Genomic DNA, 13,892 nt, shown 5'->3' with positions numbered 1-13,892 from the left:
GGTGACAACGTTGAAATGTCAGTAGAATTAATCCACCCAATCGCAATGGACCCAGGTCTACGTTTTGCGATCCGTGAAGGTGGTCGTACTGTAGGTGCTGGTGTTGTTGCTAAAGTAACAGCATAATCACTTTATAGTGTGAAAAAGCGCTCCATTTGGGGCGCTTTTTTTATGGCTGTATTTTGTGTGCTAGTTTCCAGATGGATGAAAGCTTGTCCTACTGTATTGATGGATGAAATAGCTGTTCTTTAAACCTTGAATCAATCTAAAACCATTTTATGAACATTCTTTTGCTGCGGTTTAGTTGCCTTTTTTTCTCTTACATCATAAAAATAAATTTGCTGTCTAATTATTCTTGCTCTTACGTCATAAAAAATCATCGTCTATTTTGTTACTCTTGCGTCGTAAAAATAATTTAATTGTCTATTTTTTACTCTTGCGTCACAAAAAATAATTTCACTTATCATTATTTTTTATTCCTCATGTCCTGAACTGACAACTCACTGTCCTTAACTGCACTTAAATACCGCACAGAAAACCGTAATATGAACTCATACCGAAAAATAAAAAATATAGCGGGTTACAGGAAATGAATGACTTCATTGTTGTAACCTCAGGAGTGAGCAACATGAATGCTAAAGTGAGTATTAGTGAACGTGCAGGGGCGAGTTTTCCTGTCCGTCGAATGAATTTCAACTTTGATGCTGTACCTGAATATTGGATGAATGGTAATGCAGGTCTAACGCATTTTATGACTGCATTATCTGCGTTATTTCCCGCAGGTGAGAAGTTCTTTATAGACAGTGTGCGTGCTGTGCGTTATCACCCAATGCTGAAAGACAATGCAGATTTACAGAAAGAAATCAGTGCATTTATTGGACAAGAAGCCATGCACACGCATGAGCATGTCGGTTTTAATGCCTCTGCACAGAAATTTGGGCATGATGTTGATACTTTGGATTGTTATACAGATACTGTGATTCAAACTACACGCAAATTTATGGCAAAGTTGGCTAAACCGATTGGCATTACACAGAAAATGGTAGATTTAACTGCGACCACTGCGCTAGAACATTTCACAGCTACGATTGCCTCACAATTATTGACCAATTCACATATTCAAGAATTGATGACCGATGACACCATGAAAACTATGTGGTTGTGGCATGCGATTGAAGAAAACGAACATAAAGCTGTTGCGTATGATGTATTTGAAGGTGTGTTTGGCAAAGGTCTGAAAGCCTATGCACTACGTACAAGTTCTTTGGTTATTTCGATGCTGACTTTATTTTTTGTACAAAACTATTTTTTGTGGCGTTTACTAAAACAAGACAAGCAGTTGAATTTGGAAAATTTACGCATGATTTATCGTTATGCCTATAGTCCATCTAAAGGGATTATTACAGGCATGGGCAAAGAAATGTTGTTCTATTTCAAACCGAATTTTCATCCTAACGATTTTGATACCACAACATTATTAAATACTTGGAAAGCTAAATTAGGCTTTTAAACTTTTCCTTTTGGTCAGGCAACGTAAGTTGCCTTTTTTTTTGCTCGATTTTTTTGTCGTGAAATCTATAATGCCTACATCTTAGAACAGCACAAGATCATTTCTTATGATTCGTTTAATGCAAGCCCATGATGTCGCCGATGTGGTTGCGATTGAAAATTTGGTACAAAGTCATCCGTGGAGTGCCAAACAATTTGCCGAAGCGGTAGAGAGTTATCACAGTACCGTGATTGAACATGCAGGGAGAGTGGTGGGTTTTTGTATTTTGCAACCTGTGTTGGATGAAGCAAATTTGTTGTTGATGGCGGTGCATCCAAGTCAGCAAGGCAAAGGTTTAGGTTATCAACTGCTAGAACATTCTATTGCAGGTTTGAAAAACCAACCTGTGCAGATTTTTTTAGAAGTACGTGAAAGTAATTTAGCTGCGATAGCCCTGTATGAAAAGTCAGGTTTTCATCAAATTGATTTACGTAAAAATTATTATCCTAAAACGGATGGCACACGGGAGCATGCTATTATTATGGTGAAATCTTGTAGCGATGATTTTGCCAGTTTGTTTAAGTGAATCTGATCGATGCAAAAATCAGTATTGCATCATTACATTTTTATTTGATGATGGAGTTATTCCAGCCTAAGGGCAGCGTGGTCATTAAGGAGTTTCCCAATTGCTGCACCTCATCGGTATTTAGGCTGCGGTTAATGCGTCGCCATTGACCATCAAGCAGTAGCTCAAGGGGCACATATTGCGATTTATAGTTCATTTTATTGGAATGTGGTACCCAATAACCTAAGTAAACATATTGCAGTCCCAAATGCTGTGCCTGTTCAATTTGTTTTAATACCGCAAATGTTCCGAGTGAGCGACGACTTTCGTCTGGGTCAAAAAAGGTATAGACCGCAGAAATACCATCATCTAAATAATCACAGGTCGATACTGCAATTAAGCGATCATCTTGCCAAACCTCTAAAAAGAAGCTGCTGGTACAACTGTGGATTAGGAATTTTTCAAATTGGTCACGGCTGGCAGGGAACATATCGCCATCGGCATGTCGTTCATTGATATAGCGTTCATACAGCGCATAATGCAAATCACCTGCATCTTGTGGCTTGGTGATTTTGATCTGTAAATCGTGATTGCGTTTCCAAGCTTTCTTTTGCGTGCTGTTCATTTTAAATTCAGCGACAGGAATACGTGAAGAAAGGCATTGGCGGCACAAATGGCATTCAGGACGATAGACAAAATCGCCACTGCGACGAAAACCGACCCGAGAGAGTTCAGACAAAGTCAGCACATCAATTTTATGTGCAGGATCTAAAAAAACCATCCGCGCAGATTTTTCAGGTAAATAGCTGCAATCATGCGGCGGAGTAATGTAATACTGCAAATCATTTAGCAGGGATTTTGGGTGATATGAATTCATTGTCAAGATCCCTCTCTGTTATTGTCATTCAAGTAGGCGCGCATACTGCGCTATTGTTTTACTTGAAAATACACTGTCCTGATATTTTTTCCAATTGATTGCAGGCTGTTTTACAACATCTTGTAACGATTTAAGATAGTCTTGGCGAGAAAGTGTACATGCTCCGAGACTGATTAAATGGTCATTGACCAATTGGCAGTCAATCCAAGGCAATTGTTGTTCTTGTCCGAGCAGCATCAAACTATAAAATGCCATTTTGGAGACATCGGTACGATGGCTAAACATGGACTCGCCAAAACAGCCTTTGCCAATACTGACTCCATATAAACCACCGACCAAACTATCTTGCTCCCAAACTTCTAAACTATAGCCATAACCTGCTGCAAAAAGCTGACAATAACCTTGAATGATCTCTTCAGAAATCCAAGTATCATTGGCGTAGCTACGGGGCAAGGCACAATTGCGAATCACTTGTTCAAAGGCATGATTGATAGTAATACGATAATCTATTTTTTTCATGTTGCGGATTAAAGACTTACTCGGCTGATAATGTTGCGGAATAATTACGCAACGTGGCTCAGGACTCCACCAACAAATAGGATCACCTTCTGAAAACCATGGAAATAAGCCATGTGTATAGGCTTCATATAAGGTTGAAGGGGAAAGGTCTGCACCTACACAAATCAAGCCTTCACCCTCAGGATCAACTTCAATGGGATCGGGGAAAATGAATTGTGAAGCGGGGAGCGTGTGCATATCAATTGCCGTATGAAGTTTTGCGATGAACTTGATTTCATCATACCTAAAAATGTCGTGATAAAAAAACCGCTCAAGGAGAGCGGTCTTTAAACTTAGTCACTAAATTATTCACCAAGTGCATCTAAATATTTTTCTGCATCCAGTGCTGCCATACAGCCTGAACCTGCAGAAGTAATCGCTTGGCGATAAATGGAATCGGCTACATCACCCGCAGCAAATACGCCAGCCACAGAAGTTTGTGTCGCATTGCCTGCAGTGCCGCTTTGTACTTGGATATAACCATCACGCAAGTTCAATTGACCTTCAAACATGCCTGTATTTGGTTTGTGACCAATTGCAATGAATAAGCCAGACACATCAACATCTTGAGTAGAGCCATCAGTGGTTGATTTTAAACGTACTGAAGTTACGCCTGTGTTGTCGCCCAAGACTTCATCAACTTGGTTATTCCAAAGAATACTGATTTTGCCTTCTTTTTCTTTGGCAAATAAATGATCTTGCAAGATTTTTTCAGAGCGAAGTGAATCACGACGATGCACCAATGTCACGTGTGATGCAATGTTAGACAGGTATAATGCTTCTTCAACAGCCGTGTTACCACCACCAACGACCATCACTTTTTGGTTTTTGTAGAAGAAACCATCACAGGTAGCACAAGCACTTACGCCTTGACCCATAAATGCTGCTTCAGATTCTAAACCTAAATATTGTGCAGTCGCACCTGTGCAAATGATTAAAGCATCACAGGTAAATTCTTCCATATCGCCTTTGAGTACAAATGGGCGCACATTCAGGTTCACTTCATTGATATGGTCATACACGATTTCTGTGCCAAAGCGTTCTGCATGAGCTTGCATACGTTCCATTAACGCTGGGCCTGTTAAACCTTCAGGATCACCCGGCCAGTTATCAACTTCCGTAGTTGTGGTGAGCTGACCACCCAATTGTAAGCCTGCAATTAAAGTCGGTTTTAAGTTGGCACGTGCAGCATATACTGCGGCACTATAACCTGCAGGGCCTGAACCTAAAATAATTAAACGTGAGTGACGAGCGCTCATGCACAGCATCCTTTTTTTATTTAGAAATTTATGGAATTATACGTGAAACAGGATGAATTTGCTGTGTGATTAAAGTTGATATTACTGATCATGTAAATCGATTTGAGCTATATAGAAAAAGTTAACAACACACTTCAATAATCTTGCATCTTTTTCTAGGCAACACATGCATAATAGAAGGTCTGTTATAATTTATAGCTTGCTGTGTGGTGAAGCTTGCATCGTGAAATGCAACTTAAATGACACAGCTAAATGAAATACAGACGCTCCGAATCAGGTGGCTTTTTAAGACCATCGAACAAACAAAAAACATTGATGAAGAATTGGCGACAGGACAATATATGACTGCGGTGTCGGGTGCTTATGCACATCGCTTAATAGCGACATTATTTTTGGTCTCTTTTGGAATATATCTGTTCCTTGCAACGGTGACCTATACTCCATTTGACCCAGGTTGGATGCACATTTCCAGTGACACCCAACAGGTTTCAAATGCGAGTGGAATCGCAGGTGCGTGGATTGCCGATTTACTGTTTGGCTTTTTAGGTTGGGCGAGTCTGCTTCTTCCTGCTTATTTTTTTATTGAAGCCTTACAAGTCTGGTGGCCACGTAGTTTTTTAAACCGTCCATTTCGTTATGCTGCACAATTCTTCATTTTATTGGCAACAGCAAGTTTGCTGTATTTATTTTGGCAAGTACCTGCCGATACGTTAGACAATGCCTCAGGCGGCATCATTGGTTTTGAACTTGGGAAAAGTTTATCGCAAATTTTAACCATTTATGGAGCAACACTTTTTTTAGTCGTCTTTTGGATTTTCTTATTTACCCTCGCATTTGGGGTGAAGTGGAACAGAACGTGGGCAACTTTAAAAGCTACACCTGCTTATCTGCAAGATTTGTTCTATCGCAATGTACCTGAAGCAGAATCTGACTTTGACCGTTCTACACCACAGGTGAAAAAGACCGTTGTCGCTGCTGCACCTGTGGTTGCTGTTGAAGTGGCATCAACTGATTTAGAAGCAGCAAGTGAACCCGTGGTTGCACAGGCGAAAGAAGCTGAAACAACTGCACCACATCCTGCGGCAGAGCGTATGTTTAATCACATGCAGCAACGTGAAGAAGAAGAGCAACAGGCGCAGCAACAGCTATTGGTGCAAGATGAAATTGATGATGTTGAGTTAGAAAAAACCATCGAAAAGGCGCATCGCTTAGAACAAGACAGCCAGCGTATTGTTGCGACAGGCGAAGTGTGGCGTGCTTTACAAGAAAATACCGACAGTCAGCATAACCAAGACATTCATGCATTATTACGTGCTTCTGAAGAACCAGAGCCACATCTACAATCGAATCCTTTTGATGAAGTGCGTCCTGCATCTACGGCATCTCAAGCCACTGCAAAATCTTCGTTAGATTGGGATGATGATCAAATTTTTGATGAATTGCTCGCAGCAGTTCCGCAAGGCAAAGCTGCAAGTGATTTACACAGCCCATTCCAAAACAGCGGGGCAATGGATACTTTAGATGAGTCTGTGACCCAGCAAGAAACAGTGCATCCGCACTCGAATCCTACGGCTCACAATTTTAACAATGATCTCAGCAGATTTGAGTCAGATTTTAACCCGCCATCGTCAAGTGCTTCGAATACGCAAAATCATGCTGTACGCCAAGAGCGCCATTTGCAGCATGATTTAGACAGTTTAGATGACTTGTTGGTGGATGATCTTTTGGGTGATGAGTTACAGCAAGATGCATTTCAAGATCAAGCGCCTGTAGCGCGTAGTACCAGTAGCTATGCACAAAGTTCTGCTTTTGTTCAGGCACCTATTCAGACGGCAGCCACTGCCGCAGTGATGGCAAACGCAGCGACTGCTACACAGGCTGAACAAGCAGAAAAAGTGGCGTTATCCAAAGAAGCATTTATCGAAGCTTGGCAGGAAACCGCAGGCAAACCACTAGACGAAGATGACTTTGATTTTGATGCGCCGCTGACCGATGCACATGGTCGTCCGATGTCACGCGCCATGCAGGTTGCAGAAAAACGTCGTGATTTATCGCCATTACCGGGTTTGGACTTGCTCGATAAAGTCGATCCAAACAAAAAAGTGAACTTCACCGCAGAACAATTATCGCGCTTGTCGGAATTGCTGGAAATTAAATTACAGGAATTTAATGTCAAAGCCAAAGTGGTTGAAGCACAGCCTGGTCCTGTCGTGACCCGTTTTGAGCTGGATTTGGCACCTGGGGTCAAAGCTTCAAAAGTAACCAATATTTCTCGTGACTTGGCGCGTTCAATGTCGATGGCATCGGTACGTGTGGTCGAAGTGATTCCGGGCAAACCGTATATTGGCATTGAAGTACCGAATAGTTCACGTGAAATGGTACGTTTGATTGAGTTATTACAAACGCCTGCTTTTGAAGATCCAAACGGCATTTTATCTATGGCGATGGGGAAAGACATTTCAGGCAATCCTGTGATTACTGAATTGGGCAAAGCACCACACATGCTCGTAGCAGGGACAACGGGTTCAGGTAAATCAGTGGCAGTGAACTCGATGATTTTGTCGATGTTGCTGAAATACAAGCCTGATCAATTACGCTTAATTTTGATTGACCCGAAACAATTGGAACTCGCCAACTATAACGATATTCCACACTTATTGACGCCTGTAGTGACTGATATGAAAGATGCCGTCAGCGCTTTAAATTGGTGTGTCAATGAAATGGAACGTCGTTATAAGCTAATGTCTTTCCTGAAAATTCGTAAATTAAGCGACTATAACCGTAAGGTTGAAGAATCTATTGCCAATGGTGAAGATTTAATTGATCCAACTTGGAAGCCGGGAGATTCAGCAACGCAAGAACGTGCACCGCGTTTAACACCATTGCCATCTATTGTGATTGTGGCAGATGAGTTTGCCGACATGATCATGCAAGTGGGCAAGAAAGCGGAAGAAATGATTACCCGTTTGGCACAAAAATCACGTGCAGCAGGGATTCACTTACTCTTAGCAACTCAGCGTCCATCGGTGGATGTGATCACAGGTCTAATTAAAGCCAACATTCCAACCCGTGTAGCTTTGCGTGTGAACTCGAAAATTGACTCACGTACTATCTTGGATGCGGGCGGTGCAGAAGACCTGCTTGGTCATGGTGATATGCTATTTTTAGGACCGGGTAAAATTGAGCCAGAACGTGTGCATGGCGCATTTATTTCGGATGATGAAGTCAACCGTATTTGTGATGCGTGGCGTGAGCGTGGCGATCCTGACTATGTCGATGAAATCTTGACGCCATTTGATGAAGAACCATCTTCACGTGGTTTTGAAGATGGTGAAGGCAGTCCAGACCGTGATGTGTTGTATGATCAGTGTGTAGCATTTGTTTTGGAAACACGTAAAGTGTCGACCTCATCTTTACAGCGCAAATTTAGCTTGGGCTATAACCGTGCGGCACGTATTGTCGATCAGATGCAAGAGCAAGGCATTGTGAGCGAGCAAGGAGCAAATGGGAAACGTGAAATTTTAGTGTAAAGCTTTCACTTTCTGTTTGATTTTGAATCAAGTAGTGCTATAAAAAAATCCCGCAATTCAATTGCGGGATTTTTTCTTTTTACACTCAATCTTTTTGGCTGAATTTAGCCAGAGATTGTGTTTAAACAGTTTAAGCAAACTTGGCTAAAACTGCTAAAAAACCATCTTTTTGACGAGGGAATTCAGCAATCACGTCATGAATACGTTGACCTTCAGGATTGGTGGCATTCAGGTCACGACCATCGGCAATAAACTGGGTCAATAAGCGCTCATAGTCGCTTGGACGCATGTGTTTAAATGCGTGATAGAGTACGTGAAAATCTGCATTCACACCTGCAGGTGGAAGTTGATTCAAATAGGCAAATACACGTTCATCCGACCATGCTTCGTTAAAGGTCGCAGGTTGAGATAATGCCATGGCAATCTCCTTTATATTCTTTTGAAAAAAATAGGGCAAAATAACTAGTGTTATTTTGCCCTGATTCAATTTGCTTGACTAATCAGTATTCAGATTATCGCTCTTCAGGCAAATTGATATTCATTTCCAACATTTCAATATTGGCTTCTGAACGCACAGACATTTGAATATGTTGTTCATCGACACCACGCACGTAGCGATTTACCACTTGCATGATTTCTTTTTTCATCTGATCAATTTTGTCTTGGCTTAAGCGTTTACCAAGACCTTGTTCAGAAGCAACAATCACTTTTAAGCGATCTTTTGCTGTTTGTGCGCTAGATGGCTTATCTTCACCGCTAAATAATTTGCTCCAAAATCCTGCCATGTCTACGCTCCAAATAATCGTGCTAACCAGCCCTTAGGTTTCGCTTCAATATGGCGAAACGGACGTTCTTCACCTAAGAATCGTGCAACCAAGTCATCATAAGCCTGACCTGCAGCAGCATCGCTATACAGAATGACAGGTTTACCTTCGTTTGATGCTTGAAGTACGCTCTTACATTCAGGAATTACGCCTAAAGTAGGTACACGTAAAATATCTTTAGAAATGTCATCAATCGTCAGCATTTCTTGTTTATCGGCACGTTCTGGGTTGTAACGTGTAATACACAGGTGCTTACGGATACGACCTTCGTTTTGTTCTACTTTTTTAGTTTTGCTGTCTAGCATACCAATAATACGGTCAGAGTCACGTACTGAAGAAATTTCAGGGTTAGTCACAATAATCGCTTCATCGGCATGATACATCGCTAAAATAGCGCCGCGCTCAATCCCAGCAGGTGAGTCACAAATAATGTAATCAAACTCTTGTGCAAGCTCATCCATAATACGTGCCACGCCTTCATCGGTCAGGGCATCTTTATCACGGGTTTGAGAGGCTGGAAGAATATAAAGGTTTTCAATATCTTTATCGCGAATTAATGCTTGTTGTAAACGCGCTTCATTATTTAAAACATTCACAAAATCATAAACAACGCGACGTTCACAACCCATAATTAAGTCAAGGTTACGTAAACCCACGTCAAAATCGATAACAACAGTTTTGTGACCACGTAGGGCTAAACCTGTTGCAAAAGATGCACTTGTAGTGGTTTTACCTACGCCACCTTTGCCTGATGTTACGACAACAATTTTCGCCACCGAATCCACTCCTGTTATGGTTTAAATTCCCCTATATTTTTTGGGGATTTTTGGTGATTATTTATACATTAAAATTGTAGAGCTTCAAATACAAGCTCTTGGTTATCATTTAAGTAAATATGCACAGGTTTTTTAGTCACATGCTGAGGAATATCGTCCGCCACGCAATACGTGCCTGCAATAGATACCAATTCTGCTTCTAGGGAATGACAGAAAATTCGTGCCGCAATATTCCCGCCCGCGCCGGCAATGACTCTACCACGTACACTACCATAAATATGTATATTTCCTGAAGCAATCACTTCAGAACCGCTGTTGATGCCTGCGGTTAAAATAATGTCGCCCTGATGTTGTACCAAGCATTGACCTGTACGCAAAATTTCATCGTGATAAGACGTAATATGCGCTACAGCAGGTGTAGTTTCAGCAACTTGATTTTCCGTCTGTTGCTGTTCTGCCGCAGGTTCAGGTTTTACTTCAACCACTTGTTCTTTGGTGGCTTTCACTTCCTGCAATGGACGGTCTTGCGGGATGACAGGGAACTGAATAGCACGTGCCTGATCTGCCATAATGCCTTCAGTCACAGCAATTGGCTGTGCTTCTAGGCTAATTAGCAATTGAATTAGCGCAATCAATTCTTGTTCGACTGAACTTTCAATGACCACCAAAACCCCTGGAGGAAATGATTTTTGCAACATTGGGCTTAGTTGCTGGCGGATCGCATCATGATCATTGGTGTCTAAGCTAATGCGAATCGCATTGACCAATCTGCCTTTTATCCGTATGTCAGCCATAATAATTCCTTAACACTTCTAACTTTGCTGGTTGTTGAAGTCATCTTATAAATAGAGCAAATCCTAGAACAAATTGGGTGAATTCTCTAGTTCAGTTACTAAAAATATTTCACATTGTTTTAGCTAAAATTATCGAAAGACCTTTATGAAATATCGTGTTGTTGTCCTTCATTTAAAATTTGTTGCCATTGTTTAACTTTTACTTGTTTGCGAATTGCTTCTAAACTTTCAAATATCGCTGATTCCACTAATTTATCAATATGCTGATTATGTTCAATCTCAATCTGACTAATTTTTTCAGCAATCATTTGATAAGTTGGATTTTGTACTTGTTGATGCTGCTGTGCAAAAGGTTCAATTAAACCTTGGGTGATATTTTCGCCCAATCGTTGTCCGATACTTTGAATTTGCTGTTCAATACGTCCACCGACCAATGGAATCAGGCGCAGCAATTGCGTCAGTTCAGGCGTATCTTCAATGGCTTGATTCACCACCAACCCGACATTTTTCGCAATCATGTGACGCTGCATTTGTAATTCTTTGCCTAAGGATTCCTGCAAAATATCGGCTAGGGCAATCGCGAGTAATTGACGATGATGCTCGACCAAATCATCAATAAATTGTTTGTGAGTGGTACTGGTGGTCAATTCACGTTGCACACCATTAAGTACTGTGAGCACCACACGGCTACTCAGTTCTTCCATTAGCAAGTTGTAGTAAAAGTTGCCGCGTTTATACCAACTGTCTGGAATGACTTTATAGCCATGGCTATGCAGGTTGTAACCAATCGCGATGGCACGTAATAAACGTAAAAAACGCAATTGCGGAATAATTGCAAGAATTTCATACCAGTGAATAAACGGGAAAAACCACCAACGCTGATGATGTTTGAAAATAATTGCAATACCCCAACGCACGCCCAACTCTACAATTAAAAACGTGGTAAACCAGCCTTCGGTAATCACCACCCAAGGGCGCAATTCTGTTCGATAAAACTGTAAAATTTCAGGTAGACGAATAAAATCGAACAACCATTCGCCAAAATCACTCATTAAAATGGCATTGGCACTTAAACAGAACAAGTTAAAGATGATTAAACCCATCAAAAACAAGTCATAAGCCAAGGCAATTTTCCATCCCCATGAATCTTTACGCAGGGGATGAAAAGAGGATTTGATGACAGGTTCTTCAGACTTTTTCATGGCGTACCTGAATGGTTATGCAGTCGGAGCTGCAAGTTTTTGTTGCATGCTTTCAATCAATTGATCTTTTTCCAGCCACAGTTCATGCACCCATTGCTGAAAACGCTCACGATATTCAGTATCATCTTCGTAATTGCCGCCCAACACCCAAGCTGGAATATTAATTTTGCGTAAATTCACCGCAATGCGCGGCACCTCACCTAACCAAAACTCGCTATAGCCCGGCACGCCATCTGGGTACACAATGGTCATATCTACCAAGGCATCAATTTGATCACCCAAAATATTCAATGCCAAAGCTAAACCACCAGCTTTTGGCTTTAATAAATGTTGATAAGGCGATTGTTGTTGATCATGTTTTTCTTGGGTAAAGCGTGTGCCTTCTAAATAATTCAGCAGGGTAAAGGGCTGACTTAATAACTGTTGGCAGGCTTTACGCGCTTCTTCCATATCGCGGTCTTTCAGCTCAGGTTTTTTGGCAATTTGTGCTTTGCTGTGACGCTTCATCATTGGGAAGCCTAAAATTTTAAAGGCTTGTCCTACAAAGGGAATAAAGATCAGTTCCCACTTGGTAAAAAAGCGGGTCAATGGCATACGGGTTAAGCCAAAATACTGATTTACTGTGGTATCGACCCAACTTTGATGGTTACAGGTCATGAGATAACGACCTTGCATGCTCAGTTGCAAATCTTCATCAATGCTGATATCCCATTGGGTATTGGGTAATACATGATCAATCAGCCAGTTGTTTACACTGAGCCAACTGTTGGTAATTTGAATATTGGTTTCATCGACCTTACGTGACTGCTTTAACAGTTTGGTTAAGCCCAAAGCCAACACAGGAGGGCCGTGAAAAAATGTACTGCCAGTGATGACTGTACCCACGGTGAGACCTTTTGTGATTTTTTTTAATAAAGGGTGTTTCTTTGCTTGCGATGACATATAAATCAATCCTGAAGATAAATCGTCCAATGCGTCACGTGTTTGTAGATGACTCCAATATAAATGTTGTTTTTAAAATAAAAAAGTGTTGAAGTGAAAGTGTGTAGAAATTGTGATGAAGTTATACCAAGATTTGTACATGATCATGTATATTTGTAAGTAAAAGTTTTTTTATTAACAAAAAATCAATGGTCTAAGTATATTTTTTCATTCAATATTCAGCATATACAACAAAACACAAGTAAGGAGGCATGCCATGCGTGCATTAGCAATTTCGGCAGCAGTCGTAGGGGCAATGGTTTTAACTGGTTGTCAAACGACTGGTAACAACCTTGGTGGTATGGAATATGACAAAACTGCGTTAGGCACAGTAATTGGTGCTGCTGCAGGTTATGGGGTCTCTAAAAGTAACGCAAATACAAGTGCACAAAACAACCGTGCTGCAGCAATTGGTGCTGTAGTGGGTGCTGCTGCGGGTGTTTATCTTGACAATAAAGAAAAACAACTTCGTCAACAAATGGCTGGTACAGGCGTAGAAGTAAACCGTAATGCCGATGGTTCTGTTGGCTTGATCATGCCGGGTAACATCACGTTTGATACTAACAAATCAAACATCAAACCAAACTTCTATTCTACCTTGGACAAAGTAGCGCAAACGCTAACCCAAGATAACAAGAGCGGTATTTTGGTAACAGGTTTTACTGACAGCACTGGTAACGACGCAATCAACATTCCATTGTCACAAGCACGTGCACAATCGGTTGCAAACTACTTGGCTAGCCGTGGTGTATCAACTTCACGTATTAATGCACAAGGTCACGGTGCTGCAAACCCAATCGCATCGAATGCTACTGCAGAAGGTCGTGAGCAAAACCGTCGTGTAGAAATCAGCATTTATGCAATCCAATAATCTGGCATTGTATAGATTGTAAAGAACCGCCTTCGGGCGGTTTTTTTATGCAAGCAATTTCTAGGGTCTACTCAGCAAATAGACAATGACGTCTAAAGTAGCATTTTAGATTAGTCATCTTTGGCGGAGATGACTATAATCGAGCTCGAACCGAAATAGAGGAAAT

13 protein-coding genes and 1 pseudogene are annotated in these 13,892 nt (G+C 41.2%); 5 read left to right on the top strand and 9 right to left on the bottom strand.

What is annotated here, in order from left to right:
- The 3 genes and pseudogenes from FTU39_RS02950 to rimI form a co-directional block, all read left to right on the top strand.
- A pseudogene (locus FTU39_RS02950) lies at positions 1-126 on the top strand (elongation factor Tu); the annotation flags it as partial.
- A 502-nt stretch (positions 127-628) separates the two neighbouring features.
- The gene (locus FTU39_RS02945; protein WP_004975282.1) at positions 629-1,510 is read left to right on the top strand and encodes a metal-dependent hydrolase; all 882 of its coding nucleotides are present in this window, start codon (positions 629-631) and stop codon (positions 1,508-1,510) included.
- 106 nt (positions 1,511-1,616) lie between these two features.
- Complete coding sequence (gene rimI, locus FTU39_RS02940) at positions 1,617-2,075, top strand: ribosomal protein S18-alanine N-acetyltransferase (protein ID WP_004975283.1); 459 nt, start codon at positions 1,617-1,619, stop codon at positions 2,073-2,075.
- 40 nt (positions 2,076-2,115) lie between these two features.
- Here the strand turns inward: rimI and FTU39_RS02935 are convergent, their stop codons facing one another.
- From FTU39_RS02935 to trxB, 3 genes are all read right to left on the bottom strand, one after another.
- Positions 2,116-2,931, bottom strand: a complete 816-nt coding sequence (locus FTU39_RS02935; RefSeq protein WP_131261724.1) for an arginyltransferase — start codon at positions 2,929-2,931, stop codon at positions 2,116-2,118.
- Positions 2,932-2,955: 24 nt separating this feature from the next.
- Positions 2,956-3,687, bottom strand: a complete 732-nt coding sequence (gene aat / locus FTU39_RS02930) for a leucyl/phenylalanyl-tRNA--protein transferase (RefSeq protein WP_131261723.1) — start codon at positions 3,685-3,687, stop codon at positions 2,956-2,958.
- Positions 3,688-3,794: 107 nt separating this feature from the next.
- Entirely contained in the window at positions 3,795-4,748 is a 954-nt protein-coding gene (gene trxB / locus FTU39_RS02925; RefSeq protein ID WP_070154293.1) for a thioredoxin-disulfide reductase, read from the bottom strand.
- Positions 4,749-5,089: 341 nt separating this feature from the next.
- On the opposite strand from trxB, the gene FTU39_RS02920 reads away from it, so the two are divergent.
- A complete protein-coding gene (locus FTU39_RS02920; RefSeq protein ID WP_004975289.1) occupies positions 5,090-8,278 on the top strand; it encodes a DNA translocase FtsK in 3,189 nt (1,062 codons plus the stop codon).
- 130 nt (positions 8,279-8,408) lie between these two features.
- Here the strand turns inward: FTU39_RS02920 and FTU39_RS02915 are convergent, their stop codons facing one another.
- The 6 genes from FTU39_RS02915 to FTU39_RS02890 form a co-directional block, all read right to left on the bottom strand.
- Positions 8,409-8,696, bottom strand: coding sequence for a PA4642 family protein (locus FTU39_RS02915; protein ID WP_180051706.1), 288 nt, complete (start codon positions 8,694-8,696; stop codon positions 8,409-8,411).
- Positions 8,697-8,790: 94 nt separating this feature from the next.
- The gene (gene minE / locus FTU39_RS02910; protein ID WP_096902698.1) at positions 8,791-9,063 is read right to left on the bottom strand and encodes a cell division topological specificity factor MinE; all 273 of its coding nucleotides are present in this window, start codon (positions 9,061-9,063) and stop codon (positions 8,791-8,793) included.
- Positions 9,064-9,065: 2 nt separating this feature from the next.
- Entirely contained in the window at positions 9,066-9,878 is an 813-nt protein-coding gene (gene minD, locus FTU39_RS02905) for a septum site-determining protein MinD (RefSeq protein ID WP_004975294.1), read from the bottom strand.
- Between the two features lie 68 nt (positions 9,879-9,946).
- Positions 9,947-10,672, bottom strand: coding sequence for a septum site-determining protein MinC (gene minC, locus FTU39_RS02900; protein ID WP_004975296.1), 726 nt, complete (start codon positions 10,670-10,672; stop codon positions 9,947-9,949).
- Between the two features lie 143 nt (positions 10,673-10,815).
- Positions 10,816-11,874 carry a hypothetical protein gene (locus FTU39_RS02895; protein ID WP_004975298.1) on the bottom strand — a complete coding sequence of 353 codons (1,059 nt, stop codon included), beginning with the start codon at positions 11,872-11,874 and terminating at the stop codon, positions 10,816-10,818.
- A 15-nt stretch (positions 11,875-11,889) separates the two neighbouring features.
- Positions 11,890-12,816: an acyltransferase gene (locus FTU39_RS02890; protein WP_004975299.1), complete on the bottom strand. Its 927-nt coding sequence runs from the start codon at positions 12,814-12,816 to the stop codon at positions 11,890-11,892.
- 256 nt (positions 12,817-13,072) lie between these two features.
- On the opposite strand from FTU39_RS02890, the gene FTU39_RS02885 reads away from it, so the two are divergent.
- Complete coding sequence (locus FTU39_RS02885) at positions 13,073-13,726, top strand: OmpA family protein (protein WP_004975301.1); 654 nt, start codon at positions 13,073-13,075, stop codon at positions 13,724-13,726.
- Positions 13,727-13,892 lie beyond the last annotated feature (166 nt).

This window comes from Acinetobacter sp. YH12099 (assembly GCF_013419195.1).
Lineage (GTDB): Bacteria > Pseudomonadota > Gammaproteobacteria > Pseudomonadales > Moraxellaceae > Acinetobacter > Acinetobacter towneri.
This window is presented reverse-complemented; position numbering and strand designations above follow the sequence as displayed.

Bases quoted from the DNA above. Each gene is read 5' to 3' on its own strand.
- minE (WP_096902698.1), bottom strand. From the start codon at position 9,063: ATGGCAGGATTTTGGAGCAAATTATTTAGCGGTGAAGATAAGCCATCT.
- FTU39_RS02885 (WP_004975301.1), top strand. From the start codon at position 13,073: ATGCGTGCATTAGCAATTTCGGCAGCAGTCGTAGGGGCAATGGTTTTA.
- FTU39_RS02935 (WP_131261724.1), bottom strand. From the start codon at position 2,931: ATGAATTCATATCACCCAAAATCCCTGCTAAATGATTTGCAGTATTAC.
- aat (WP_131261723.1), bottom strand. From the start codon at position 3,687: ATGCACACGCTCCCCGCTTCACAATTCATTTTCCCCGATCCCATTGAA.
- rimI (WP_004975283.1), top strand. From the start codon at position 1,617: ATGATTCGTTTAATGCAAGCCCATGATGTCGCCGATGTGGTTGCGATT.
- FTU39_RS02890 (WP_004975299.1), bottom strand. From the start codon at position 12,816: ATGTCATCGCAAGCAAAGAAACACCCTTTATTAAAAAAAATCACAAAA.
- trxB (WP_070154293.1), bottom strand. From the start codon at position 4,748: ATGAGCGCTCGTCACTCACGTTTAATTATTTTAGGTTCAGGCCCTGCA.
- FTU39_RS02915 (WP_180051706.1), bottom strand. From the start codon at position 8,696: ATGGCATTATCTCAACCTGCGACCTTTAACGAAGCATGGTCGGATGAA.
- FTU39_RS02895 (WP_004975298.1), bottom strand. From the start codon at position 11,874: ATGAAAAAGTCTGAAGAACCTGTCATCAAATCCTCTTTTCATCCCCTG.
- minC (WP_004975296.1), bottom strand. From the start codon at position 10,672: ATGGCTGACATACGGATAAAAGGCAGATTGGTCAATGCGATTCGCATT.
- FTU39_RS02920 (WP_004975289.1), top strand. From the start codon at position 5,090: ATGACTGCGGTGTCGGGTGCTTATGCACATCGCTTAATAGCGACATTA.
- FTU39_RS02945 (WP_004975282.1), top strand. From the start codon at position 629: ATGAATGCTAAAGTGAGTATTAGTGAACGTGCAGGGGCGAGTTTTCCT.